Source organism: Spirosoma terrae, from assembly GCF_010435915.1.
In the GTDB taxonomy this organism is placed as follows: Bacteria; Bacteroidota; Bacteroidia; order Cytophagales; family Spirosomataceae; genus Spirosoma; species Spirosoma terrae.
Window position 1 is genome coordinate 618,424 of sequence record NZ_JAAFZH010000001.1, and the last position, 25,805, is coordinate 644,228.

Annotated in this window: 9 protein-coding genes; 7 read left to right on the forward strand and 2 right to left on the reverse strand. The window is 46.6% G+C overall.

The window, feature by feature from the left end:
• Positions 1-65: 65 nt before the first annotated feature.
• A complete protein-coding gene (locus GK108_RS02700; RefSeq protein ID WP_163942346.1) occupies positions 66-3,083 on the forward strand; it encodes a TonB-dependent receptor in 3,018 nt (1,005 codons plus the stop codon).
• A 236-nt stretch (positions 3,084-3,319) separates the two neighbouring features.
• The gene (locus GK108_RS02705) at positions 3,320-4,639 is read left to right on the forward strand and encodes an APC family permease (RefSeq protein ID WP_246224637.1); all 1,320 of its coding nucleotides are present in this window, start codon (positions 3,320-3,322) and stop codon (positions 4,637-4,639) included.
• Positions 4,640-4,660: 21 nt separating this feature from the next.
• On the opposite strand, the gene GK108_RS02710 is transcribed toward GK108_RS02705, so the two are convergent.
• Both GK108_RS02710 and GK108_RS02715 read right to left on the reverse strand, forming a co-directional pair.
• Complete coding sequence (locus GK108_RS02710) at positions 4,661-7,162, reverse strand: GEVED domain-containing protein (RefSeq protein ID WP_317166472.1); 2,502 nt, start codon at positions 7,160-7,162, stop codon at positions 4,661-4,663.
• A gap of 251 nt (positions 7,163-7,413) precedes the next feature.
• Positions 7,414-10,359, reverse strand: coding sequence for an FAD-binding and (Fe-S)-binding domain-containing protein (locus tag GK108_RS02715; RefSeq protein ID WP_163942354.1), 2,946 nt, complete (start codon positions 10,357-10,359; stop codon positions 7,414-7,416).
• 475 nt (positions 10,360-10,834) lie between these two features.
• Here GK108_RS02715 and GK108_RS02720 point away from each other — a divergent pair, with 475 nt between their 5' ends.
• From GK108_RS02720 to GK108_RS02740, 5 genes are all read left to right on the forward strand, one after another.
• Positions 10,835-13,903, forward strand: coding sequence for a SusC/RagA family TonB-linked outer membrane protein (locus GK108_RS02720; RefSeq protein ID WP_163942357.1), 3,069 nt, complete (start codon positions 10,835-10,837; stop codon positions 13,901-13,903).
• Between the two features lie 110 nt (positions 13,904-14,013).
• Positions 14,014-15,579: a RagB/SusD family nutrient uptake outer membrane protein gene (locus GK108_RS02725; protein WP_163942360.1), complete on the forward strand. Its 1,566-nt coding sequence runs from the start codon at positions 14,014-14,016 to the stop codon at positions 15,577-15,579.
• A gap of 101 nt (positions 15,580-15,680) precedes the next feature.
• Complete coding sequence (locus tag GK108_RS02730; RefSeq protein WP_246224639.1) at positions 15,681-18,878, forward strand: VCBS repeat-containing protein; 3,198 nt, start codon at positions 15,681-15,683, stop codon at positions 18,876-18,878.
• A gap of 58 nt (positions 18,879-18,936) precedes the next feature.
• Positions 18,937-22,335: a VCBS repeat-containing protein gene (locus GK108_RS02735; protein ID WP_163942362.1), complete on the forward strand. Its 3,399-nt coding sequence runs from the start codon at positions 18,937-18,939 to the stop codon at positions 22,333-22,335.
• The gene (locus tag GK108_RS02740) at positions 22,332-25,718 is read left to right on the forward strand and encodes a VCBS repeat-containing protein (protein WP_163942364.1); all 3,387 of its coding nucleotides are present in this window, start codon (positions 22,332-22,334) and stop codon (positions 25,716-25,718) included. Before GK108_RS02735 ends, GK108_RS02740 begins: the two co-directional genes overlap by 4 nt.
• Positions 25,719-25,805 lie beyond the last annotated feature (87 nt).

Here is a 25,805-nt window from a genome sequence, read left to right on the forward strand (position 1 = left end):
TTATCCGTATGTTTATCGTCAAAGTAAATGTGTTGACACATTAGCCATTTCTTACCAAATTACCTATGCAAAAATCGATTACGTATTCCTTATGTTTAATAGGGCTTTTCTTTTTATGGAGTGTTAGTGCTAAAGCTCAAACACGTATTGCGGGTAAAGTAACCGCCGACGATACCAAAGAAGCCCTGGCTGGTATAAGCATTGCCGTTAAAGGCAAGGTCGTAGGTACCATTACCGACCAGAAAGGTAATTTTTCATTGACAACGAATACTCCTATTCCTTTTACAATTGCTGTTTCCTCGGTGGGGTTTCAGACGCAGGAGTTTGTCGTTAACGGCGATCGGACCGATTTCGCAATCGCTCTGAAAGAGCAGGTTACGTTAGGTCAGGAAGTAGTAGTTGCTGCGTCGCGCGTTGAGGAGAGCGTACTGAAATCGCCGGTGTCTGTCGAACGGCTGGATATCCGTTCGTTTCAGTCTACGCCATCAGCCTCGTTTTATGATGCTATTCAGAACATCAAAGGGGTTGATATGAACACGCAAAGCCTTACGTTCAAGTCGGTTAACGTGCGTGGTTTCGGCTCAAATGGTAATACGCGGGTTGTGCAAATGCTGGATGGCATGGATAACCAGGCGCCAGGCCTGAATTTTTCGGTAGGGAATATCGCTGGTGTGTCGGAGCTTGATCTGGAGAGCGTAGAACTCCTGCCCGGTGCATCGTCGGCCCTATACGGCCCTAATGCAATTAACGGGTTACTGCTCATGACATCGAAGAGTCCGTTCCAGTATCAGGGGCTTAGTGCTTACGTAAAAGGAGGGGTGATGAATGCCAGTAACCGCTCCACAGCAACGACACCTTTTTATGATGCTGCTTTTCGGTATGCAAAGGCTTTTAACAACCGGCTGGCGTTTAAAGTGGGCGTATCGTACTTGTCTGCTAAAGACTGGCAGGCTACAGACTATCGTGATCAGAGCTTTTCGAATGGCTACACGCTGGATAACGGAACGCGATCTAACAATCCCGGATACGATGGTATCAATATTTATGGCGATGCCAGTGCTAATCTTTACTCCAATCTGTTTGGCAATGGTCAGCCCGGAACGGGAGCAAATGGTACGTCACAGGTATTGGGATTGATTGCTTCTACACCGATTCCACAGGCCGGAAACCGAACTCTGCCTCAGCTAACCGGACTTACGCCACAGCAAATCTTCGACGCCATGATTCCCCGCCTGGACATTTCCAGAACGGGTTACCTGGAGAATGAACTGGTGAATTACGACGCTAAGAACCTTAAACTCAACGGAGCCCTGCACTATCGGTTAAATGATAACGTAGAGGCTATTTTGCAGGCGAACTGGGGAACGGGCACTACGGTATACACAGGAGCCGATCGCTATTATATCAAAGGCTTCAAACTGGGTCAGTACAAATTGGAGCTACGTGGTTCTAATTTCTTTGTTCGGGCCTATACGACTCAGGAACGCTCGGGCGATGCGTATGCAACCGGAACGCTTGGGCAAGGTATCAACGAAGCCTGGAGTGGCAGTGCCGCCAAGTGGTTTCCCACATTTTTTGGCACCTACGCCCAAACCGCTTTCCAGGGATATGCAGGTGCATTTCTACAAGCACTTGGTGCCGGACAAACACAGGCCGCTGCGGCTACTGCGGCACAGGCATATGCTTCCAGCCAGCAGTCAGCCTGGTTAAATTTAGCGCGTGGTACGGCTGATCAGGGCCGTTTGGTGCCGGGAACAGCAGGCTTCCAGCAGGCATTCGACGCTGTAGCGGCCAAACCAATTCCGGGCGATGCCAATGGTGTAGGAGCGCGTTTCCTCGACAAAACCAATTTGTATCATGTGGAGGGTATGTATAACTTCAACAAGCTGATTGATCCTAAACTGGTTGAGTTAATTGTTGGAGCCAACTTCCGCCGGTATGCGCTGAATTCAGAAGGGACGCTTTTTGCCCGTGACGAAAACGGGAAAGAGTTTACCATTGACGAATATGGTGCTTATGCACAGGTATCTAAAACACTCGCTGACATCTTAAAGCTGACTGGATCGCTACGTTACGATAAAAACCAGAATTTTAAGGCGCAGGTTAGCCCCCGTTTATCGGCGGTATTAACCCTGGCCAAGGTGCATAACGTTCGGGCATCGTTCCAGCGCGGATTCCGCATTCCAACAACGCAGGATCAATACATTGATTTGAACACGCCAAGTGCGCATTTGATTGGTGGTCTACCTTTATTTAAGCAGCGCTATAATTTCAGTGGCAGCCCGGTTTATACGCTTCAGTCTGTTCAGTCATTCGGAGCAGCTCTGCAAACGGGTGGTGCAGCAGCACTTCCGCAGGCGCTCGGTTTGCTAAAACCTGCTGTTGATCCTGGCTATGATCCTGAGCGTGTAGAAACGTATGAGGTCGGTTATAAAGGCTTGATCGGTAATAAGCTGTTTATCGATGCCTATTACTACTACAACCGCTTCCTGAATTTCCTGGGAACCCAGACCGTAGTGCAGGGCAAACAGCCCGTTTCGTTAACTGATCCTACGTCTACCTTGCAATTGATCAGTTCTGCAACCCGAAACGTGTATTTCTATCCAGTCAATTCAACCACTCAGATCAAAAATGCTGGTTGGGCCATTGGTCTGGATTATCTGTTACCAGGTAATTACACGATTGGGGCCAACGTATCGTCAAACTATCTGATGGACAAAGAGCAGATCCCGGTTGGTTTTGTTACGTTCTTCAACACGCCAAAATATCGTTATAACGTATCGTTTGGGAATCGGAATATTGCCGGAAGCAATTTTGGTTTCAACGTCGTTTATCGCCGTCAGGATTCATTCCTGTGGGAGGGTAGTTTTGGTAATGCCGTGGCTACGGCCCGCCAGCAGACAATCATCCCGGCCTATGGTACGCTTGATGCCCAAATCAGTAAGAAAGTACCAGCGATCAAGTCTATCCTGAAAGTAGGCGGAACCAACTTACTAGGTACGTTATACACACAATCGTGGGGGAATCCGCTGGTTGGCTCGATGTACTACGTTAGTCTGAATTTTGATCAACTATTGAACTAAGCGGTTCCTGATAACTATCAATTGGGTGGTTGCTAGCTAAAACTGGCAACCACTTTTTTTTACGCTATTCCTGATTGAAGAACGACGACGGAAAATGAAGAGTAGAATCGAACTTTTACAGCGACACTAACCGTTGCCTGTGAGTTAGGTAGGCTTTTTCCTTTACGCCATTGGTTGATTCGACATCTTCTCATCCCTCTTCGGACTCATCAGCGTCAACGGGTGATAATCTGACTTTGCCACGACGTCTTAATCTGCTTCAGGGAACCGCCCTGAACATGATCGATATGGTTGGTATTGGTCCATTTGTGGTATTGCCGCTGGTAATAAAAACACTCGGCGGGCCCCAGTTTTTGTGGGCGTGGATATTAGGAGCCGTTGTATCTGTGGTGGATGCTTTTGTCTGGTCGGAACTGGGGGCTGCTTTTCCGCAGGCTGGGGGGAGTTATAAGTTTCTCAAAATATCGTATGGCGAGCAACGTTGGGGGCGTTTACTCTCCTTTCTATATGTTTGGCAAACGCTGATTCAGGCTCCATTGGTTGTAGCGTCGGGAGCAATTGGTTTCGCTCAATATATGTCGTACCTAATGCCGCTGGATGATTGGCAGCGTAGAGCCGTTTCAGGGGGCGTTGTCATTCTGATTATTATCTTATTATACCGAAAGATTGACTCGATTGGGAAAATTGGCCTGATCATGTGGGGGGCCGTACTAATTACGCTGGGCTGGATTATTATTGGTGGATTAAGTAATCCCCAAATTCCATTATCCGAAACGTTAGGGTCGATGGGGACGGTCAGTGGGGGACTTATTGCCGCTGGGCTAGGGCAGGCATCAGTGAAGACAATTTATTGTTATTTAGGCTATTACAATGTTTGCCATCTGGGCGGTGAAATTAAAAATCCGACCCGGAATATTCCGGCGAGTATGTTCATTTCAATTGCGGGTATCGCGGGTTTGTATCTCCTGATGAATATCAGCGTTGTTAGCGTAGTGCCCTGGCAGCAGGCTCAGAATAGTGACTTTATCGTTAGTACGTTCGTAGAAACGTTATACGGGCCATCGGCCGCTAAACTGGCTACCATTTTAGTCCTGCTGGTCGCGTTTTCTTCGTTATTTGCTGTCTTACTTGGCTATTCGCGCGTTCCTTATGCCGCAGCTGCCGATGGGCAGTTCTTCCGTATTTTTGCCCGACTTCATCCTACCCGCCAATTCCCCTACGTATCGTTGTTGTTTCTGGGTGGGCTCGGCTTTGTATTCAGCCTGTTATTCAGGCTGGGCGATGTGATTACCGCTATTCTCGCCATGCGAATTGTTATCCAGTTTGTTGGACAGGCTGTAGGGTTATTGCTACTGCATCGCCGGCGAAAAGCGTCAGAGTTCCCGTTTCGAATGCCGTTATATCCATTACCTGTGTTATTGGCAATCGGCATATGGCTCTTTATTTTCTTTTCTACCGGCACTACGTTCATGCTATCGGGTTTGACCGTAATAGGCCTGGGTGTGGTGGCTTTTCTGGTATCTGCTGGCGTACGTCGCCAATGGCCGTTCAATTAACAGGATTTTGATAAAAGCTCATCAGGGAGTAATTCTCAGATCAATCCAGGCCGTATCGTCTTCTCCATTAAAATTATTGCCTGTTGGCGTAACGGATCCCGGTCTTGAATCAGGGTCGGGCGTTGGTGTTGACCAGATTTGCGCCCTGCTAACTACAGAACCACTGATGGTTGGTGTTGCGCTGAAAAGGATGAATGCTGAATTGCCAGCGTTAATCGTATTAACTGTTGCTTCAAGAATAGTGTAGCCGCTTCCGCTACCAACTATAGTTGCGCCTGACGGAGAACTGAGAAACGTAAAGCCACGTAACGTATCCCTGACCACTACAGCACTAGCTGAAGAGCCGCCCGCATTAGAAATAACAATCGTAAATGTTACCGGCTGTCCAAGTTGGGCCGTTCGTTTATCGACCATCATGGCTAAAGATAGATCGGCTTTATTAGGATCGGTTGGAGGCTGACTGGACAAAACCGCTGGTAGTGGGGTTTGATTCGGATTGGGCGAAGTAAAAACGCTACCAGCCGCACTGGATATGGTTCGAATGTCTATGGTTGCTGCATCGTCCTGCCCATCACCGGTGCCCGAATTCGGTTCTGAGTCAGGATCCAGTTGGTTACTGGCGATGATTTGGGCAGCATTGATATACGTGCCTGGTTGGGTTGGTCGCACCTGATAAACAAATGTTGCTGATGCTCCACTATTGATGGATATACCACTGCCACTGACAGCCGACCCAGAGCTAACAACACCGGCATCTGCACTGACGAAGCTTACATTTGGCGGCAATCGATTTTGCCAACTAACTCCGGTTGCCTGATTAGGGCCATCGTTTTGGATCGTAACTGAAAAATTAACTGGCTGATTGACGAGCAACGTGCGAGTGCTTGTCTGCATAGTCAGACTTAAATCGGCGGAAGCGGGTTGGGCTACCAGTAGCTGGTAATCTTCGGTTTCACCGTATAGATAAATACCGCAAGGGTCGTTCGGAACTGTATTATAGGCAACAACAACGCGTATCGTTATGGGACCAGCTGATAGACTGGATGGAAAACTGATACTTCCCGAAAAAGGCTGGTTAATTGTGGTTGGCGTTTGATATACCAGTTCATCTGACGTAAAGGCTCCATTTCGGTTAAAATCAGCCCAAATCGAAACGCCTTCCTGATACGTTGATGATAATAACGTACCGTTAAAAGAATACGATTGCCCCTGCGTAACAGTTGTTGTTACTATCGTACTGGAATTATACCCTCCAGTTGAGCAACCTAAATTCTGGCTTAGCGTAGTCCCGTTGAAAACAAAACTGCTTAGTCCATCCCCTTCTGTACAATTGGATGGGCCGTAGATGGGACGGCAACCGGGTGAAAAAACACTGGCTACACCGCTAACTCCCTGAGTGGTACTATTGGAAGGACGGACTCTGTAATAATAGGTCATCACAGCAGCTGCCGTTACGTCAGTATACGTAGTAACATTTGTACCTACACCGCCAATCGGTACAAATCCACTAGTAGATGAGGTAGAACGCTCGATGAAATACCCCATTTCGCTACTACCATTGTCCTGCCAGGTGATTACTATACTTCCATTGCTAGCAACTGCTGTTACGTTAGTTGGAGCCGCAACAGTTGTTGGCGGACAATTTAGTGTATAGGCGGTATGACTCTGACGTAGCGCTAGCCCAGCCTGTATTCGTTCATATTGACCGGGAGTGAAATCGTGTGTACAGGGAAAATAATAGGACATGATGTTCGTCATGGAAGGGACGTAGCGCTGGCCCTGAGCGTCTACCGCGCCATCGTCTTTGTAGACGTCGCAACCATTGATTCTAATAATGCTGGCTCCCGTTTTTCCATAAGGGTCGGCTGGCGTATCGCATAGCTCATCACCGGCAGTGAGGCAGTTAGCGCCGGGTCCCCGTGTCACCAATTCGTTTGTGCTTGAATTTGAATTACCGAATGTATGGTACAGACTAAAATTGTGCCCAATTTCATGGGGTAACAGTCGGTTTGCCAGGTCTACTTCATCAGCTTCGTTCAAAATAAAGGAGCGTGTCGACTGGATTGTATTATTGGGGAAATAAGCATACCCACCTAATCCGCTTTGACTGAATGCATTAACGTAGTATAAGTTCATTGCATTCAACGCATCACGGCCATTTGCCGACGTTTCAACGTAAGCCTGAAAACTGTTATAGAGCGCGTCGTTATCTATGTAATCAGGCGTTGTGCCGCAAAAATAGAACTGGATTCCACTACCGTTAAGCATATAATAGCTATTTGTTATAGCCATTACGTTGTTGAGTTTGTTTAATGTCATACCGCCTGTTCCATTGCTTCGGCGGTAGATATGTGGCTTTATCGGAACATAGGTAATCCCCGAAACAGCTGTTCCCGATGCTTGTTTCATGGTCAACGCGAACGTAGCAGCGGCATTTAAAGCCCTCAGCTCATCTCTGGTCAGATCGGGTGTAGCACAAAGGGGTGGGTCTGCTGGCGGAGTTCGTTGAGCTGATACCGTCACGCTGACTAAAAAACAGGCGCTTAGAACGAGGAGACGTATAAAGTTTACCATTACCTTTATTAAGGTTCTCAAGTATGGTATTTATTTGCCAAAATTTAATTTTTATAAATTATAAACCAATAGAAGTAAAAAGTTTCTATACTAATAATAGCTAATTTTATTTAGTTGACATTGTTAGAAAACACAATCGCTTTGGCCGTTCATGAGTTTGAATCAGAACAACCAAAGCGATACGTAATGGAATAAGCTGCTTATTTCAGCGCTTCAAACAAAATTTCGGCAGGGTGTTGAGCTTTACGTGATGTGCCATCTTTAATTTGATGGCGGCATGATGTGCCCGGAGCTGCAATAAGTACATCGGCAGGTTGCTGACGTACGGTGGGGAACAATACCAGTTCGCCAACCTGCATAGAAACCTCATAATGTTCGGCTTCATAGCCAAATGAGCCCGCCATACCGCAGCATCCTGAAGGAATCAATTGCGTTGTGTAGTTTACAGGGAGAGAAAGTGCCTTTTTACCTGGCACCAGCGATGAGACTGCTTTTTGCTGACAATGCCCATGCAGTTTAATAAGCCTTTTTTCTGACGTAAACTGATTAGACGTAATATGCCCGGCATCTGCTTCGCGAGCAATAAACTCCTCAAATGTCAACGTATTGGCGGCTAACTGTCTGGCTTCGGCCACCATCGATTCGTCGACCAGGTCGGGGTATTCATCGCGGAATGTTAGAATTGCCGATGGTTCCAGACCAACAAGCGGTGATTCGGACGTAACAATATCTTTCAGTAGCTGAATGTTACGTTCGGCCAGCGTTTTGGCGTATTTGAGCATGCCTTTCGACAGAGCCGCCCGGCCGCTTTCGCCATGCTCTGGAATGACGACGGAATAGCCCAGCCGCTCAAACAATTGAATCGCTTTCTGCCCGACTTCAACATCGTTATAATTCGTGAATTCGTCGCAGAAGAGCAGAACGGTCCTTGTTGCGTTGGTATTTTTTTCTCGGCGTTTGGCCCAGTTTTTTAACGTTGTATTACTCAAAAGCGGCATAGTACGCTCTGGATGGAAACCAACCATACGATTGGCTAGTCGCCGGAGCGAAGGCGTGCCTAGTACGCCGTTCCAGACCCAGGGAACCAACGATGCCAGCCCCGATAGCCGGGCGAAGTTGGCAATCAGTCGTGATCGAATCGGTATACCATTGCTATCGTAATACTGTTGCAGGAATTCGGCTTTAAGCTTTGCTACGTCTACGTTTGAAGGGCATTCACTCTTACAACCTTTGCAGGATAGGCACAGATCGTAGACTTCTTTGATTTCCTGATGATCGAATCGGTTTTCCTTTGGAGAGCGCGTGAGCATTTCACGTAAGATATTGGCCCGGGCGCGGGTAGTATCTTTTTCGTTACGTGTCGCCATATAGCTCGGGCACATCGTTCCACCCGATATCTGCGTTTTGCGGCAGTCTCCCGATCCATTACACTGCTCAGCATGTTGCAGAACGTTCTGGTCTTTATAGCGGAAATACGTCTTAAACTCCGGCGTTTTTTGACCGGCCTCATACCGAAGAAACGTATCCATTGGCGGAGTTTCAACGATCTTGTTGGGATTGAAGATGCCTTCCGGGTCCCAAACGTGTTTGATCTGCCGCATTAACTGATAGTTATGCGGACCAACCATCTGCGGGATAAACTCACCTCGTAGTCGACCATCGCCATGTTCTCCAGAAAGCGAGCCATCGTATTTTTTTACGAGCGTTGCGATCTCTTCGGCAATGGTTCGGTATTGTTTGTGTCCCTCTTCGGTTTTGAGGTTAATAATCGGCCGTAAGTGTATTTCTCCCGAACCAGCATGCGCATAATGCACAGCGTGCATGTTATGCTTCTGAAGAATTTCGTTGAAATCCCGAATAAAGTCGGGTAGGTCATGCACGTCAACGGCTGTGTCTTCAATAACGGCCACGGCTTTTTCATCGCCGGGCAGATTGCCTAACAAACCAAGCCCGGCTTTACGTAGCGCCCATATTTTCTTGGTGTCGTCTCCAAATAGCAATGGATAATGGTAGCCTAGTTCGGCAGTTCGTAGCTCCGACTCCATCTGCGTGGCCAGTGCTTCTATCTCAGCCCGTGTGTCACGCGAGAGATCAACCACCAGAATAATAGGAAAATGATCGGTTGGTGTTTTTTGAACGAAGAAGCTGTTCTTCCGTTGCTCGGGATTAGAATCCGCTCGTTCAAGAATAATGTCGTCAATTAATTCGACAGCGTACGGTTTGTATTTCAAAGCCACCAGCGTTGTCCGCAAGGCTTCATCAATGGAATGGCAATGAATACAAACAAGCCCACCTTCTTTGGGTGGTAAAGGCACCAGGTTTAATTTAATTTCAGTCAGGAAGCAAAGCGTACCTTCTGATCCGGCAATAAATTTAGCCATATTGAATGGCTCGCCCTCAGCAGTAAATGGCTCCATATCGAGTAGAGCATCCAGCGCATACCCAGTATTGCGCCGTTCTATTGTCCGTTTCGGGAAATTCTTTCTGATTTCCTGCTGATTGGCTGGATCGACTAAAATGGAGTTAGTTTTTAGAAGAATTTGCTCAAACAACGTAGCAGATCCATTTTTCCGACTGGCTTCACTGATCAGTTTTGTGTAATCCCAGTTGCTGGTACTACCAAATTCAACTTCAGACCCATCGGCCAGTAATGCTTTAACGGATAATGTATGTTCGCGAGTGGCCCGGTAAACGACAGAATTGGAACCGCAGGAATTATTCCCAACCATTCCTCCGATCATGGCGCGGTTGGCCGTTGATGTTTCTGGCCCGAAATAAAGGCCATATGGCTTCAGGAAAACATTCAGCTCATCGCGAACAACGCCTGGCTGAACACGTACCCATCGTTCTTCAGGGTTAATTTCCAGAATTTTCGTAAAATGCTTTGATACATCAACTATAATTCCATTTCCCACTACCTGACCCGCCAGCGACGTACCGGCGGTACGTGGTATGAGGGAGGTTTTATGCTCACGCGCGAACGCAATCAGTGTTTTGAGATCCTCAATCGTTTTGGGAATGGCTACTGCAGTAGGTACCTCACGGTAAGCTGAAGCATCGGTTGCGTAGAGGGTACGATACGTATTATCATCGTAAATATCCCCTGATAGTTGATCGGCCAGGCGCCGTATAACTTCTGAATCCATAAATGCAGAACGGTGGCAATTGCCAGAATACAGGCAAAATTAGTTTTATTCCCTCAATATTATCAGGGGCCCTTCATGAAATTACTGGGTATCTCAATTTCGGGGAAATTATATTTAGTGGTACTGTTACACTAAGGAATGGTTCTTATAATCAGATATTTATGTGAAAAATGCTTAGTCTATAAGATTGCAATAAGCGTATTTTAATAGGTATTTTAACAGTTGTTATGATACAAAATTGACCGCCAATAAGCTAATTTTAACATACCATACTTGTATTTTAGCAGGTGTATTTAGTAATTTGCCAGCTGGTTCAGGTATATGTTCTATAAATTCTGACTAAGTTTCTACAGACAAATTGACTAAGAGTCTGTTAGGTACATACTCCTATATGTTTTGGAGGTAAGGCAGAATATAGCGTACAATCTTTAACCTAAAACAACATACCATATTTTAAACTTTTTACGATAAACCTATGATGGACAAATCCTACACAAGTAGCCATTTGCGTGGCTACGTAGGTCAGGTTGAGACTTCTCAACCCCAGTCATTTAGATGGAAAGCTCTATCTGGCTTTTTGACAGTGCTGGCTATGATGTTCCTGGCGAATCAGATTGCATGGGCGCAAGGACGTACCGTAACAGGTACTGTATCGGATGCTACCGGCTCGACTTTGCCTGGAGTAAGTGTACAGGTTAAAGGAACGCAGCGCGGGACAACTACTGACGTATCGGGTAAATACACGTTGGCTAATGTTCCTGATAACGGCACATTGATATTTAGTTTCATTGGGTATACCACCCAGGAAATTGCTGTTGGGAATCAGGCTACCATTGATGTAAAATTAGCAGATGATACCAAGGCGTTACAGGAAGTAGTGGTCGTAGGGTACGGTACCCAAAAAGTGAAAGATGCAACGGGATCTGTTGCATCGCTTGGGCCTAAGGACTTCAACAAAGGTGTAATTGCTTCCCCTGAGCAGTTATTACAAGGTCGCGTATCGGGCGTACAAATTACTCCGGCAAGCGGTGAGCCAGGAGCTGGGATCAACGTATCGATTCGGGGTGCTGTATCGCTGCGGGCAGGTAATAACCCACTGTTTGTTGTCGATGGTGTTCCTCTGGATGGTGGTGATGCCGGTACGTCAACTGACTTTGGTGGTGGTACGTCACCAGCCCGTAACCCATTGAGTTTCTTGAATCCGTCAGATATTGAAAACATTTCAGTATTGAAGGATGCATCGGCCGCTGCTATCTATGGTGCTCGTGGCGCTAACGGTGTTGTGTTGATCACAACAAGAAAAGGCCGAGTTGGTCAAAGCGATCTATCATTCTCAGCGTCGTCCAGCGTAGCTTCAGCTTACAAGCGCTATGATCTGCTGACTGCTCCGCAATTTCTGGCCGGTGTTCAGGCGGCAGGTGGCGATCTGTCTGTTGTTGACCAAAAAGCGAATACGAACTGGCAGGATGAAATTTTGCGGACCAGTGTAACCCAGAATTATAACTTAGGTTTCGGTGGCGGTAACGAAAATACGCGTTACCGTTTCTCATTCGGTTACCAGGACCAGCCAGGTATCATTAAAAAAGCGGGTCAGAAGCGTATTACAGGTCGTGTCAATGCCAGCCATGATTTGTTCGATCATAAAGTGACACTGGCAGTTAATGCTACGACATCCAATGTTCAGGATGTATACGTACTGAATACGACGAACGCTGGTGCACAGGGTAACCTGATTGGAGCCGCTATCCAGGCCAACCCAACCTATCCGGTTCGGAATGCCGATGGTACCTTCTATCAACCCGGTGGTGACTTCCGGAACCCGGCAGCTCTTTTGGATTACATTAGAGACCGGGGTGTAACTAACCGTACATTGGCTAATGCAAGCATCACCTGGCAAATTCTGGATGGATTGCAGGCTAAGGCTAATTTTGCTATTGATAATTCCACTGCCGTACGGCGGACAGAAGTAGATTCTAGACTTGGCGGTAACTTTAGTATAGGAATCAGTAATAACCAGGTCAATATTCTGGGTGCTGGGGCTGCCATTATCAATAACCAATACCGGACGTCTAAACTGGTCGAATATACCCTCAACTATAATAAGAAGATAGGTAACAGTACCCTGGACGCTTTGGCTGGTTTCTCCTACCAGAACTTTAATAATCAGCAGAATACAAGTCTAGCTGCTTATTTTGGGTATAACCTGGATCTGATTAGCTATACGGATAATTTGGGGGGAGCTAACGGTTTGACTTACAAAGCGTTTGGAGCGACCTCAGATCATAGCAAAAATGATCTGCAGTCTTATTTTGGCCGGGTTAACTATAACATTCAGGATAAATATTTGTTAACGGCAACCCTGCGGGCTGATGGTTCATCACGATTCGGTATTAACAACAAATACGGTTTCTTCCCATCGTTGGCAGGTGCCTGGCGTTTGTCGCAGGAAAGCTTTGTGCCGAAGAGCATTTTCGATGATCTGAAACTACGTGCTAACTACGGTATAACAGGTAATCAGGACTTTGCTGGTGGCGTATCAAAAATCATCTTTATCCGAAATTCAGATGGTTCAACTACGCAGGATAATAACCCAAATCCAGACATCAAATGGGAGCAAAACACAACCTACGGAGCTGGTCTTGATTTCACGGTGATGAAAGGGAAGCTGAGCGGATCGATAGACTACTTCAATAAAACCACCACAAACCTGCTGTTCCAGGTGTTTTACGCACAGCCTGCTCCGGTTAACTACAGATGGGTAAACCTGCCAGGCTCAGTAATTAACAAAGGGGTTGAAGTCGTATTAAACTATCAAGCTGTTCAGAAACAAAACTTCAGCTGGGATGTATCGGCCAACGCTACCATCCTGAAGCCTATTGTGAAAGGCATTGGTACAATTGTGCCTACAGGCCCAATCAACGGCCAGGGACTATCAGGTGCCTACGCCCAAACGGTTCGCGATGGCTATGCTCCGTTCTCGTTTTACATTCCAACGTTTACTGGATTTGACTCAAATGGGTATTCTACCTATGCAGGTGGAGAAGCTGCTCCATCTTCCATTCAGGGCGATCCATTTCCTCGGCTCCGTATTGGCTTGACCAACAATTTTACGTTCGGTAAGTTTAATGCCAGCCTGTTTTTCAACAGCCAGTTTGGTGGCTATGTATACAACAACACCGCCAACGCGTTATTCTTGAAAGGAATTTTGAAAAATGGTCGTAACGTAACGAAGGACGTAGCTAGTAGCTCCGAGAATCCATTGAACTCAGGGGCTGTATCGACGCGGTTCCTGGAGAAAAGCGATTTTGTACGGTTAGCGAATGCATCGATTGGATACACGTTTACTTTACCACAGGGTGGATTTGCTAAAACCTTGAATCTATCACTCACAGGCCAAAACCTGTTATTGATTACGAAGTACACGGGGTTAGATCCTGAGGTGAACTCAATTAAAACATTGAATAACATTCCATCGTTAGCTATCGACTACACGCCATTCCCTGTACCGCGTACCGTAACGTTAGGGCTTAATGTTGGATTCTAAAAAACTGATAGTTCGAACCTTTTGTATGGCTTGTGTGGAGTAGATAGCAGCTAGAAGAAAAGGCATACATAAGGTTCGTGATTAGTCAACAACTTTTAATAAGTCAACTCATGAATTTCTCAAAATATCAAACAATCACGCTGCTGTGCACTGGCATGTTGCTCGGTACGGCAGGTTGTTCCAATCTGGATGATACGGTGCTTGGAAAGCTATCCTCTACGGAGGCTACAGGCACAGGGGGAGTGGCCATTGACCCTGCCAGTTCCTTGCAAGGTGTATACTCGGCTCTGAATTCATTTGCGGACCAGGCAAACCAGTATGCTTTGGAAGAACACTCGTCTGACGAAATGCAGGGACCGACACGGGGAACTGACTGGGACGACTTTGGGACCTGGCGTAAACTACACCAGCATACCTGGGATTCGCAGCACAACCAGATTATTGATGCCTGGAACAACCTGAATAGTGGTGTCTTTAAGGCAACGCAGACGATATCTGTAGCAAGCAACAATGCTGCTATTAAGGCAGAAGCACAATTCCTGCGCGCATTCTTCATGTTTTATGTAGTTGACCTGTATGGTCAGGTGCCTGTTCGTGAAGCTACGGATGCAGCTGATGCCAATCCAAAAGTATTGGATCGATCAGCTGCTACCGATTATATTCTTGCGGACTTAGCGGCTGCTATACCTGTATTACCTTCTGTTACGGCATCTACCAACAACAAAGCATCTAAAGAAGCAGCACAGTTCTTGTTAGCTAAAGTACTGCTCAACAAAGCTGTGTATAAGCAATCTCCTGCTACACCAGCCGGTCCATTTACATTTGCTAAGGCGGATATGGATGCTGCTATCGTTGCTTGTAATACGATTATGTCGTCAGGTAAGTTTTCGATCCAGCCTAAGGGAGGCTACTTCGATATGTTTGCGCCCGACAATACAGCCCTGTCGAAGGAGAATATCTTTGTTATCGCGAATGACAATTCATCTCAGCCTGGTAACGTGCGTAACCGTTATTACATGGGACTGCACTATAGCCAGCAACCCAGCGGCTGGAATGGCTTTACAACTTTAGCTGATTTCTACAACAGCTTCGATAAAGCGGATGAGCGTCTAGGGAAGGCGTATCCAGGCGTTACCGATAAAATTGGTACACGCGCTGGCTTCCTGGTTGGGCAGCAGTACGATGAAAAAGGTGTTGCCCTGAAAGATCGTAGTGGTAATCCGCTGGTATTTACGCCTGATGTGAATCTGTCGTATGCAACCGAAGCGAAAGGTATCCGGGTTATGAAATACGTTCCTCAGCCTGGCTTCCTGGACAACCCTTCTAATGACTATGTTTTCTTCCGTTATGCAGACGTAGTATTGATGAAGGCAGAAGCTATTCTTCGGGGAGGTACAGATCCAATGGGTCAAACGGCTGAAAAACTTGTCAATGACCTTCGGGCAAATCGTAGCGTAGCCGCTAAAACGCCAATCGATCTGAAAGCCATTCTGGCCGAACGCGGTTTTGAGCTGTATTACGAAGGCTGGCGCCGGAACGACCAGATTCGCTTTGGTACATTCCTGGACCCTGTTGACAACCGTCCTACCAAGTCAGCTGATACGAAAGTGGTTTATCCAATTCCACAACGGGCACTTGACAGTAATCCAAATCTGAAGCAAAACCCTGGTTACTAAGAGTTGCTTCCTGATATCCATTGCAAACAGCAGCCCCAGAAGGCTGCTGTTTGTTTTCCAGATGGTGGAATGAGGAGCGATACTTTTACGTTTATTCATGGATGAAACTTATTTTTTGCCTATTCTTTTTGCTTGCTTTGGCTGGCTGCCATTCAGAAAAAGCACGATTTACCCGTACAGACCCTGTTGAAACAGGCGTTACGTTTATCAATCAGCTACAGGAAACGGAACAGGAAAACGTCCTTGCTTTTGAGTATCTCTATAATGGTGGCGGTGTTGCTGTTGGCGACCTGAACAACGATGGCCTGGCTGATGTATATTTTACCGGAAATCAGGTTCCAAATAAGTTATTCATCAATAAAGGAGAGCTTCATTTTACCGATATCACAACAAAAGCGGGCGTAGCAGGCCGTGCCGGAGGGTGGAAAACGGGCGTTACGTTAGCTGACGTAAATGCTGATGGCTGGCTGGATATCTACGTTTGTTATTCTGGTTTGCGAACCGATTCGTTACGTCGCAATCAATTATTCATCAACAACCATAACCTGACATTTACAGACCGGGCTGCAGAATACGGGCTGGCCGATAGCGGCTATTCAGTACAGGCTACTTTTTTTGATTACGATCTGGATGGCGATCTCGACTGTTTTCTGATCAACCATAATCTCAAAGAGTACCAGCGCAAAGAAGCCGCAATCATGCGAACCGAGCGAGACTATAACGCAGGGGACAAACTATTTAAAAACGATAACGGCCATTTTGTGGATGTATCGGCTGAAGCTGGTGTCAAAAGTAATCCGTTGGGTTTTGGCCTGGGCGTTTCGATATCGGATCTTAACGACGATGGGTACCCTGACGTCTATGTAACGAACGATTACGTAGAGGACGATTACTGCTATATAAACCAACGTAATGGTACGTTTCGGGATGAACTGCGTGAGCGAGTAGCCCATACATCTTATTCAGCGATGGGGGCCGATGTGGCTGATCTGAATAATGATACTCGCCCGGACATCATGACGCTCGATATGTTGCCTGAAAGCAACGCGCGTCAAAAAACACTACCCTGGCCTGATAGCTGGAATGTGTATCAAGCCCAGTTACGTAATGGGTTCTGGCATCAGAATATGCGTAATATGCTTCAGATCCAGCAACCCAATGGACAGTTTGCTGAAATAGGGCAGTTAGCGGGTGTGGCCGGAACGGACTGGAGCTGGGGGGTATTACTAGCTGATTTCGATCTGGACGGCTATAAGGACATTTTTGTGAGCAACGGTATTCTGCGGGATTTCACAGATGCCGATTTTATTAAGTTTTCGGATAATTCAGCGAATTTGCCTGTGCTTGAGCAAATCAGGCAAATGCCCTCAACGCCTACTAAAAATTACATCTTCCAGAATAACCGAAACCTAACCTTTACTAATCAGCAGGTTGGCTGGGGCTTCGATGAACCGGCTATTTCAAACGGTTGTGCCTATGCTGATGTGGATAATGATGGCGATTTAGAAATCATAACCAATAACCTAAACGAACCGGCTCGCCTGTATAAAAATAACACTCAGGAAACAGCCCATGCCAACTACTTAAGTATTGCCTTGAAAGGGCCTTCTTCTAACCCATTTGGTATTGGTACTAAGCTCACCGTTACGTTCGATACACTAACACAGGTGCAGGAATATTTCCCCACGCGAGGTTTTGAGTCGTGCAGTCATGGCCATTCATTATTTGGTCTGAATGAGACCTCAAAAGCGGGACGTATTACGGTACGTTGGCCAGATGGAAAAATCCAGGTCATTGACCATGTTACACCTAACCAGCGCCTGGTAATCGATTACCGGAACGCGCATCAAGGGCAGGAACTGAGAAAAGAATCCTCGCGGACTATATTCACAGAGGTGAGTAATGCCGTCGATTTTAGTCATCAGATCGATTCGGTCAATAATTTTGATCGGCAAATTCTGTTGCCGATGCAGTATTCAGCCACTGGGCCTCGTATTGCCGTTGGTGACGTAAATAAGGATAACCTGCCTGATTTCTTTATCTGTGGAAGCGTAGTCAAGAAGGGCCAGTTATTCACACAAAAGGCTGCTGGAACTTTTGCCCAAGAGCCCATTGCCGGGCTGACGGCCCGACCTAACCAGGATGCTGTGCTGGCTGATTTCAACGGTGACAAACAGGCCGACTTATACCTAGTAAACGGCGGTTACGATGTTCGGGATGCTGCGCAAAAACAGGATCAACTTTGGTTAATGGAGAAAGGAGGGTGGATTGAAAAAGCACTACCAGCCGAAGCTGAGAATGGAAGTTGCGTAAAAACGATTGATGTGGATCGTGATGGTGATTTGGATTTGTTCGTTGGTGGCGGTATTAAATCCTTTCGTTTCCCAGCGGCCGATGAGAGTTTTCTATTGATCAACGATGGGAAAGCCAATTTCACGAAGCAGTCCTTGGGAACGCTCGGCATTGTATCCGATGCGGCTGTACTGGATGTTGACCGGGATGGCTGGCCTGAGGTGGTAGTGGTGGGCGAATGGATGCCCGTAACCGTACTGCTGAACCAGAAGGGCCAACTATCGGCCAAAAAGACAAGCGTGTATGATCAGTTGGCCGGTTGGTGGAACCGTATCGAAAAGGCGGATCTGGATGGAGATGGAGACCTCGATTTGATTCTGGGAAATCTGGGGCAGAATACCCAGATCACTGCCAGCGCCGAACAACCGGCTACGTTGACTTATGACGATTTTGATCAGAATGGCACGCTCGATTTTTTTATGAGCTATGCCATTGGAGGTAAAATGTATCCGGCCTATTCTCGGGATGAAATCTGTGAGCAAGTCCCTTCACTACGTAAGCGATTCACAAGTTACAAGGCATATGCTAATGCCAGTATCGAAAATTGCTTTGATGAACAGCAGCTCCGGCAGGCTAAAACAAGGCAGATCAATGAACTACGGACGCTGGTTCTGGAAAATAAAGACGGTACCTTTGTGCCGCATCCATTACCCCTGTCTGCCCAATATGCTCCGGTTTATGGTATTCTGGCTGATGATTTTGATCACAATGGTACAACGGATTTGCTGCTAATGGGCAATAATTCCTGCATGAGACTTCGTATTGGTAAAGTGGATGCTAATAATGGATTGTTGCTGACCAATCTGGGAAACTGGCGTTTTGCCGAACGCTCATCAGACCAAACGGGCTTATTTGTACGGGGCGATGTACGGGACATTAAAAAAGTCGGGAAGTCTATAGTGATTGGTCGCGTGAGTGAAAAAGCCATGATGTTCAAGTTAAGATAGTTGGTTGGATAAGCAAGCTAGGGGTTGCTACTGCCTAGTAATGAAAATACCGTAACAAATGAAAACAAAACTAGGCCTGATCGTAATTGCTGCATGGAGCGTATGGGCTTGTAATGGACATACGGATGAGGAGCATAAGCTATTCGAATCCCTGCCGGCTTCCGAAACAGGCGTTGACTTTATTAATCGCAGTCTAGACCGGAAAGACTTCAACATATTTAGCTACCGCAATTTCTATAATGGAGGTGGGGTGTCCATCGGTGATGTTAATAACGATGGCTTACCTGATATTTTTCTGACATCGAATTTCGAAAACAACAAGCTTTATCTTAACAAAGGCGGGCTAACGTTTGAAGACGTTACTGAGAAGGCAGGTATTACGGGCAAAAAGTTCTGGTCTACAGGCGTAACGATGGCTGATGTGAATGGTGATGGCCTGTTAGATATCTACGTCTGTAATTCCGGTAGCCGCGATGCCCGTGGTAATCAATTGTACATTAATCAGGGGGTACAGAAACGAGGCAGTGCGCCCGCTATGCCTACCTTCGTAGAAAAAGCCAAAGAGTTTGGTCTGGAAGACGGTGGTTTCTCTACTCACGCGGCTTTCTTTGATTACGATCGTGATGGTGATCTCGATATGTATTTGCTAAATAATAGCTTTACTCCGATGGATCGGCTGGGCTATGCCAATATGCGCGATACACGAGATAAACTAGGTGGCGATAAACTCTTTCGAAACAATGGCCCCAATCAGAAATTTACGGATGTCAGCGAACAGGCAGGTATTTATGGAAGCCTGATTGGATTCGGCTTGGGCATTACTATTGGAGACGTTAACAACGACAACTGGCTCGATATCTATATCTCAAACGATTTTTACGAGCGAGACTATCTCTATATCAATCAGAAAGACGGTACGTTCAAAGAAGATATCAAAAACCAGATGGGCCACATCAGCCTGTCGTCAATGGGGGCTGACGTAGCCGATATCAACAACGATGGTAATCTCGACATTTTTGTGACAGATATGCTGCCTGACGACGATTACCGGCTAAAAACCACTGGATCTTTCGATAGTTATGAGTTGGTTCAACTGAAAGAATCGCGCGATTTTTATCATCAGGATTCGCGCAATATGCTTCATTTGAACAATGGAAACGGTACCTTTTCTGAAATCGGCCGGATGGCTGGAACAAGTGCTACCGACTGGAGTTGGGGCGCCTTGCTGTTCGACATGGACATGGATGGCAACAAGGATATTTTCGTTGCGAATGGAATCTTGAAAGACCTGACCGATCAGGATTTTGTCGCGTTTCTGGCCGACAATTCCGATTTGCAATCGATGATCGAAGGAACAAGGAAGTTCGATTACAAAGAGTATGTCAATAAAATGAGTTCCAATCCGTTGCCGAACTATGCGTTCCGAAATGCAGGCGGTGGAATGAAATTTGAAAATAAGGCAGCCGAGTGGGGCTTGGGAGAGCCAAATTTCTCCAATGGTTCTGCATACGGCGACCTCGACAATGATGGGGATATGGACTTGGTCGTCAATAATAACGATTCCCCAGTGTCGATCTACAAAAACCTGTCAGTCGAGAAAGAGAAAAAGAATTTTCTACGGGTTCAACTGCACGGTGCGAGTCAGAACCTGAATGCGATAGGAGCTAAAGTTTATGTTCACCAGGGCAAGGAAACGCAGTATCTGCAACAAATGCCGAACCGGGGATTTCAGTCGTCGGTCGATTTATCGCTGATTTTCGGTTTGGGGGGCGACGTGAATGGTAAAAAGCCAGTAATTGATTCGCTGACCGTTATCTGGCCGGGCCTGGTGAGTGGATTAGACAAAAAGCAGGTAATACGTACTCCTCAAATCAACACTACGCTACAGCTCTACGCAAAAAATGCCGATCAGACTGTAGTGCAGATGCCAAAAGTACCCCAGACTCCACGGTTGTTTACCGACGTAACGGCTTCTTCCAAGCTTGATTTTACGCATCATGAGAATGACTTCGTGGATTATAATCGCGATGGTCTACTCAAGCAGATGCTGTCTCGTGAGGGTCCTGCCCTGGCTGTCGGGGATATCAATGGTGATGGATTGGACGATGTTTTTCTGGGTGGAGCGGCTGATATGCCTCGTTCGCTTTACATCCAGCAACCAGGTGGTACGTTTACCCTACAGAAACAGCCATTTTTACTGGATGCCAATTATATGGAAGACGTAGCCGCTACGTTCTTCGACGCCGATGGCGATAAGGATCTGGATCTATACATCGCTACCGGTGGTAATGAGTTCGAGGACCCAACGTATCTGGCCGATCGCTTTTACAGAAACGATGGTAAGGGAAATTTTACCTGGGATAAGAACATGCCCCGTACACTGGAAAATAACTCCTGCGTGAAAGCAGCTGATTTTGACCTCGATGGTGATCTGGATCTATTTGTCGGTAGTCGAATGGTATCGGGACAATACGGGCAGAATCCTGACCAGGTGTTATTGGTCAACAATGGTAATGGTACGTTCAGAAAAGCCACGCAGGAGCTCATGCCGTTTTCGAAAGAAATAGGGATGGTAAAAGATGCCGTTTGGGCTGATATTGACAACGATCGTTATCCTGACCTGGTGCTGGTGGGCGATTGGATGCCCATCACTATCCTGAAGAACAAAAAAGGTAAAGGCTTTGAGCGGATGGATGCTGAAACACTGGCTAATACAGGAGGTTGGTGGAATACCATTCAGGCCGCTGACCTGGATAAGGATGGCGATATCGATTTTGTGGTTGGCAATATGGGGATGAATAGCCGGATGGTAGCCAGCGAAAGCGCACCTGCCCATTTGTACGGCAACGATTTTGATCGTAACGGATCATACGAACAAATCATAACCTGTTATCGGCCCGGACCTGATGGCGAACCCCGGGAGTGCGTGATGGTGCAAAAGCCTGATCTACAGAAACGGTTGCCGTCTATCAAAACAAAATATATCAAGCACGTCGATTATGCAAAAGCTGGCTTTGAGGATATTTTTTCGGCTCAGCAACGCGAAGGAATGACCGTAAAAACCGTACAAACCGCTGAGACATCCATATTGATTAATAATGGCAATGGTACGTTTACGCGCAAAGCGTTACCAATTCAGGCGCAGACATCGCCAATTCATACCATTCTAACGGGCGACTATAATCAGGATGGCCATCTGGACATTCTACTGGCCGGAAACTTCTTCGACGTTTTGACGGAAGTAGGCCGTTATGATGCCAATTACGGGTTGTTGCTGCTAGGTGATGGGAAGCTACGTTTTACCGGGACCAAACCTGAAGAAACCGGATTTTTCGTAAAAGGCCAGGTCAGGCGCATGCAGATGGCAAAGGGTGCTAATGGAGGGCAGTTTATTATACTAGCCAAAAATAACGACCGGGCACAGATTTTTTCGGTCGCTAAAGGAAGAAAACCATGATACGTTACGTCATGCTTTTTCTGATTGGGGGCGCATGGCTGGCATCTTGTCAGAATAGCGCCAGTTCTTCGGAAAAGCCGTTGTTTCAGGTAGTCGATTCTACGAAAACTGGTATCGGGTTTGTCAACAAATTGCACAATACGGATAGCCTGTCTATTCTGGATTATCTGTATTTCTACAATGGTGGCGGGGTGGCGGCTGGCGATTTGAACAACGACGGCCTGACCGATTTATATTTTGTGTCTAATCAAGGACAGAACAAACTCTATTTGAATAAAGGAGGTCTTGCTTTCGCTGATATTACCCGCCAATCGAACGCAGGCGGCCATGCTGACTGGCAGACAGGCGTAACGATGGCCGATGTAAACGGCGACGGTTTGCTCGATATTTATGTGTGTGCTGTCAGTAAGTTTAAAGGGTTAAAAGGGACCAACGAACTCTATATAAACAACGGACCTGGTCCTGATGGGATTCCTACGTTTACGGAGCGAGCGGCTGAGTACGGACTCAATTTCGCTGGTTTCTCAACGCAGGCCGCTTTTTTTGATTATGACCATGATGGCGATCTGGACTGTTTTTTACTGAACCACGCCGTTCATACATCCCGAAGTTTTGACAAAGTGTCTACCCGTACCATTCGTGATCGAGAATCAGGCGACTACCTGTTTCGGAATATGAGCGTGGAAAAAAAGGCATTAGTCGGAGGAAATGCTATTCCTTTTGAGGATGTCAGCGAAAAGGCGGGCATTTTCGGAGCCGTGATGGGTTATGGATTAGGAGTAGCCGTAGCCGATATCAACAACGATGGTTGGGAGGATATTTACGTATCGAATGATTTCCACGAAGACGATTATTACTACGTAAATGATCACAAAGGAGGCTTCAACGAAAGTGTTCGGGAGGCATTTGCGCATACAAGCCGGTTTTCGATGGGAAATGACGTAGCAGATGTGAATAATGACGGATACCCTGATGTAGTAACGCTGGATATGTATCCGGCTGACGAGAGCGTAGAAAAGGCATCGCAGGGAGAAGATCCGCTCGATATTTACCAATACAAACTTTCCTACGGCTATATGAACCAGTATAGCCGTAACTGCCTGCAGATAAACGTAGGTGGCAAGAAATTTATGGATGTCGGGATGCTGTCGGGTGTTGCTGCAACGGACTGGAGCTGGGCACCCCTATTGGCTGATTACGATAATGACGGTATAAAGGACCTGTTCGTTGCTAATGGCATTGCCCGTCGTCCTAATAACCTGGATTACATTAAATATATCTCTGACGGTTTGCTACAGAGGCAACTGGGAACGTCATCGAAGCTGGATGAAGCTGCAATTCAGCGAATGCCTGAGGGAAAAGTCCACAATTATTTATACCGGGGTACCCCGGATATGAAGTTCGAAGATAAGTCAGAAGCCTGGGGTTTTAGTGCTCCTTCCTTATCAAACGGAGCTGCCTACGCCGATCTGGATAATGATGGCGACCTGGATTTGGTAACGAACAATATCGATGAACCGGCCAGTATCTACCAGAACGATGCGACAGTGCTATTTCCTGATAATAAACATCTGACAGTAAAATTGAAAGGAAACGCACCGAACACATTTGGCGTAGGAGCAAAGGTTATTCTAAAATATGCTGATTCACGTGGCACTACGTTGATACAACAGCTAATGCCAACCCGTGGCTTCGAGTCGTCGGTGGCTCCGGAATTGTTGTTTGGGCTTGGTAGACGTAGCACGATAGATTCGTTAATCGTTATCTGGCCGAACCAGCAGATGGAGGTTCGGAGAAACGTAAAAGCAAACCAATCCATTGTGCTGAATCAGAAGGATGCACAGCTTGACGGCAAAAATTATACGTACGCTACGTCGAACCAGATTCCGCTTTTCGCCGACGTAACGAAAACTGATTCAATCCCTTATACCCATAAAGAAAATAAGGAGTATTTTGATTTTGTGCGTGAGCCCTTAATGCCGTTTCAGGTCTCTTCAGAAGGGCCGCATCTGGCTATAGGCGACGTAAATGGGGATGGCCTGGACGATATCTACGCAGGAGGAGCCAAATGGCAAGCCGGTAGCTTACTTCTTCAACAGCCTGATGGGCGATTCCGTGCAATTCTGCAACCCGCATTTACCATCGATTCTACGTATGAGGATGTCGATGCCGTCTTTTTCGACGCTGATGGGGATAAGGATCTGGATTTATACGTAGTGTCGGGTGGTAACGAATTTTATAAACAGATGCCAGAGTTGATGGACCGTCTGTACCTGAATGATGGAAAAGGTAATTTCAGCCGTTCTGCCAATGCACTGCCGCCGATGTATGATAATAAAAGCTGTGTTCGGCCCTTTGATATTGACCAGGATGGCGACCTCGATTTGTTTGTGGGGGGACGGGTTGTAGCCTTTTCCTATGGTAAATCTCCGAACTCTTATCTGCTAATTAATGATGGGAAGGGCCATTTTTCGGATCAGACCGATAAGCTGGCGGCCGGTCTGCGGAAAGCGGGTATGGTTACTGATGCTGTCTGGGCTGATTATGATGGCGATAAAGATGCCGACTTAATTTTGGCAGGCGATTGGATGCCGATACGCATCTTCGCTAATAACAAAGGTCGATTTGAAGAAGTTGCGCCAATTACGGCCAACGACACCCCGTTGAATGGTTTTTACCAACGTATCATCGCTGCCGACTTCGATCGCGATGGGGATATTGATTTGATCGCTGGTAATTTGGGGACAAATACCAAGCTCCGTAAAACGCCCGATTCACAGTTACGGATGTGGGTGAAAGATATTGACAACAATCAGACAACTGAGCAGATTCTCGCTTATAATCGAGGAAAGCAATGGTATCCGTTAGCGTTTAAGGATGAACTGGGCAAACAAATGCCGGGCATTATCAATAAACGATTTACTGACTACGTAACGTTTGCCGGAAAACCCCTGGATGAAGTTGTAAAAGACGATGAATTAAAAGGGGCTGAAGAGTTTTCTGTCAATCAGTTTGCATCGGTTTATCTGGAAAATCAAAACGGGAAGTTTGTCGTGCACGAGTTGCCCATGCTAGCACAGGTATCTAAACTGTTTGCGCTACAGGCAATCGATATTGACCATGATGGTGATCTGGATGTGTTGGGCGGAGGCAATCAGTATGGAGTCAGTACGTATCAGGGGCGGTACGATGCCAGTTATGGACTTGTTCTTCAGAACAATGGAAAAGGTAATTTCGTGGCCCTATCTCCAATCGCTACAGGCTTCCTGCTCAATGGCGAAATTAGAGACATTCGCCCGCTCAAAACCAGTCAGGGATTGCTAATTGCTGTAGCGAGAAATGCTTCAGGTTTACAGCTATTTAAACCATTATTGATTAAATAACAACCGAGCAATTTTAGACGCATAGCTAGGAAGACCACGGTTATAATTACTCGGTTTTTTGCCGTGTTTTTCCTTAATTTTGTAGAT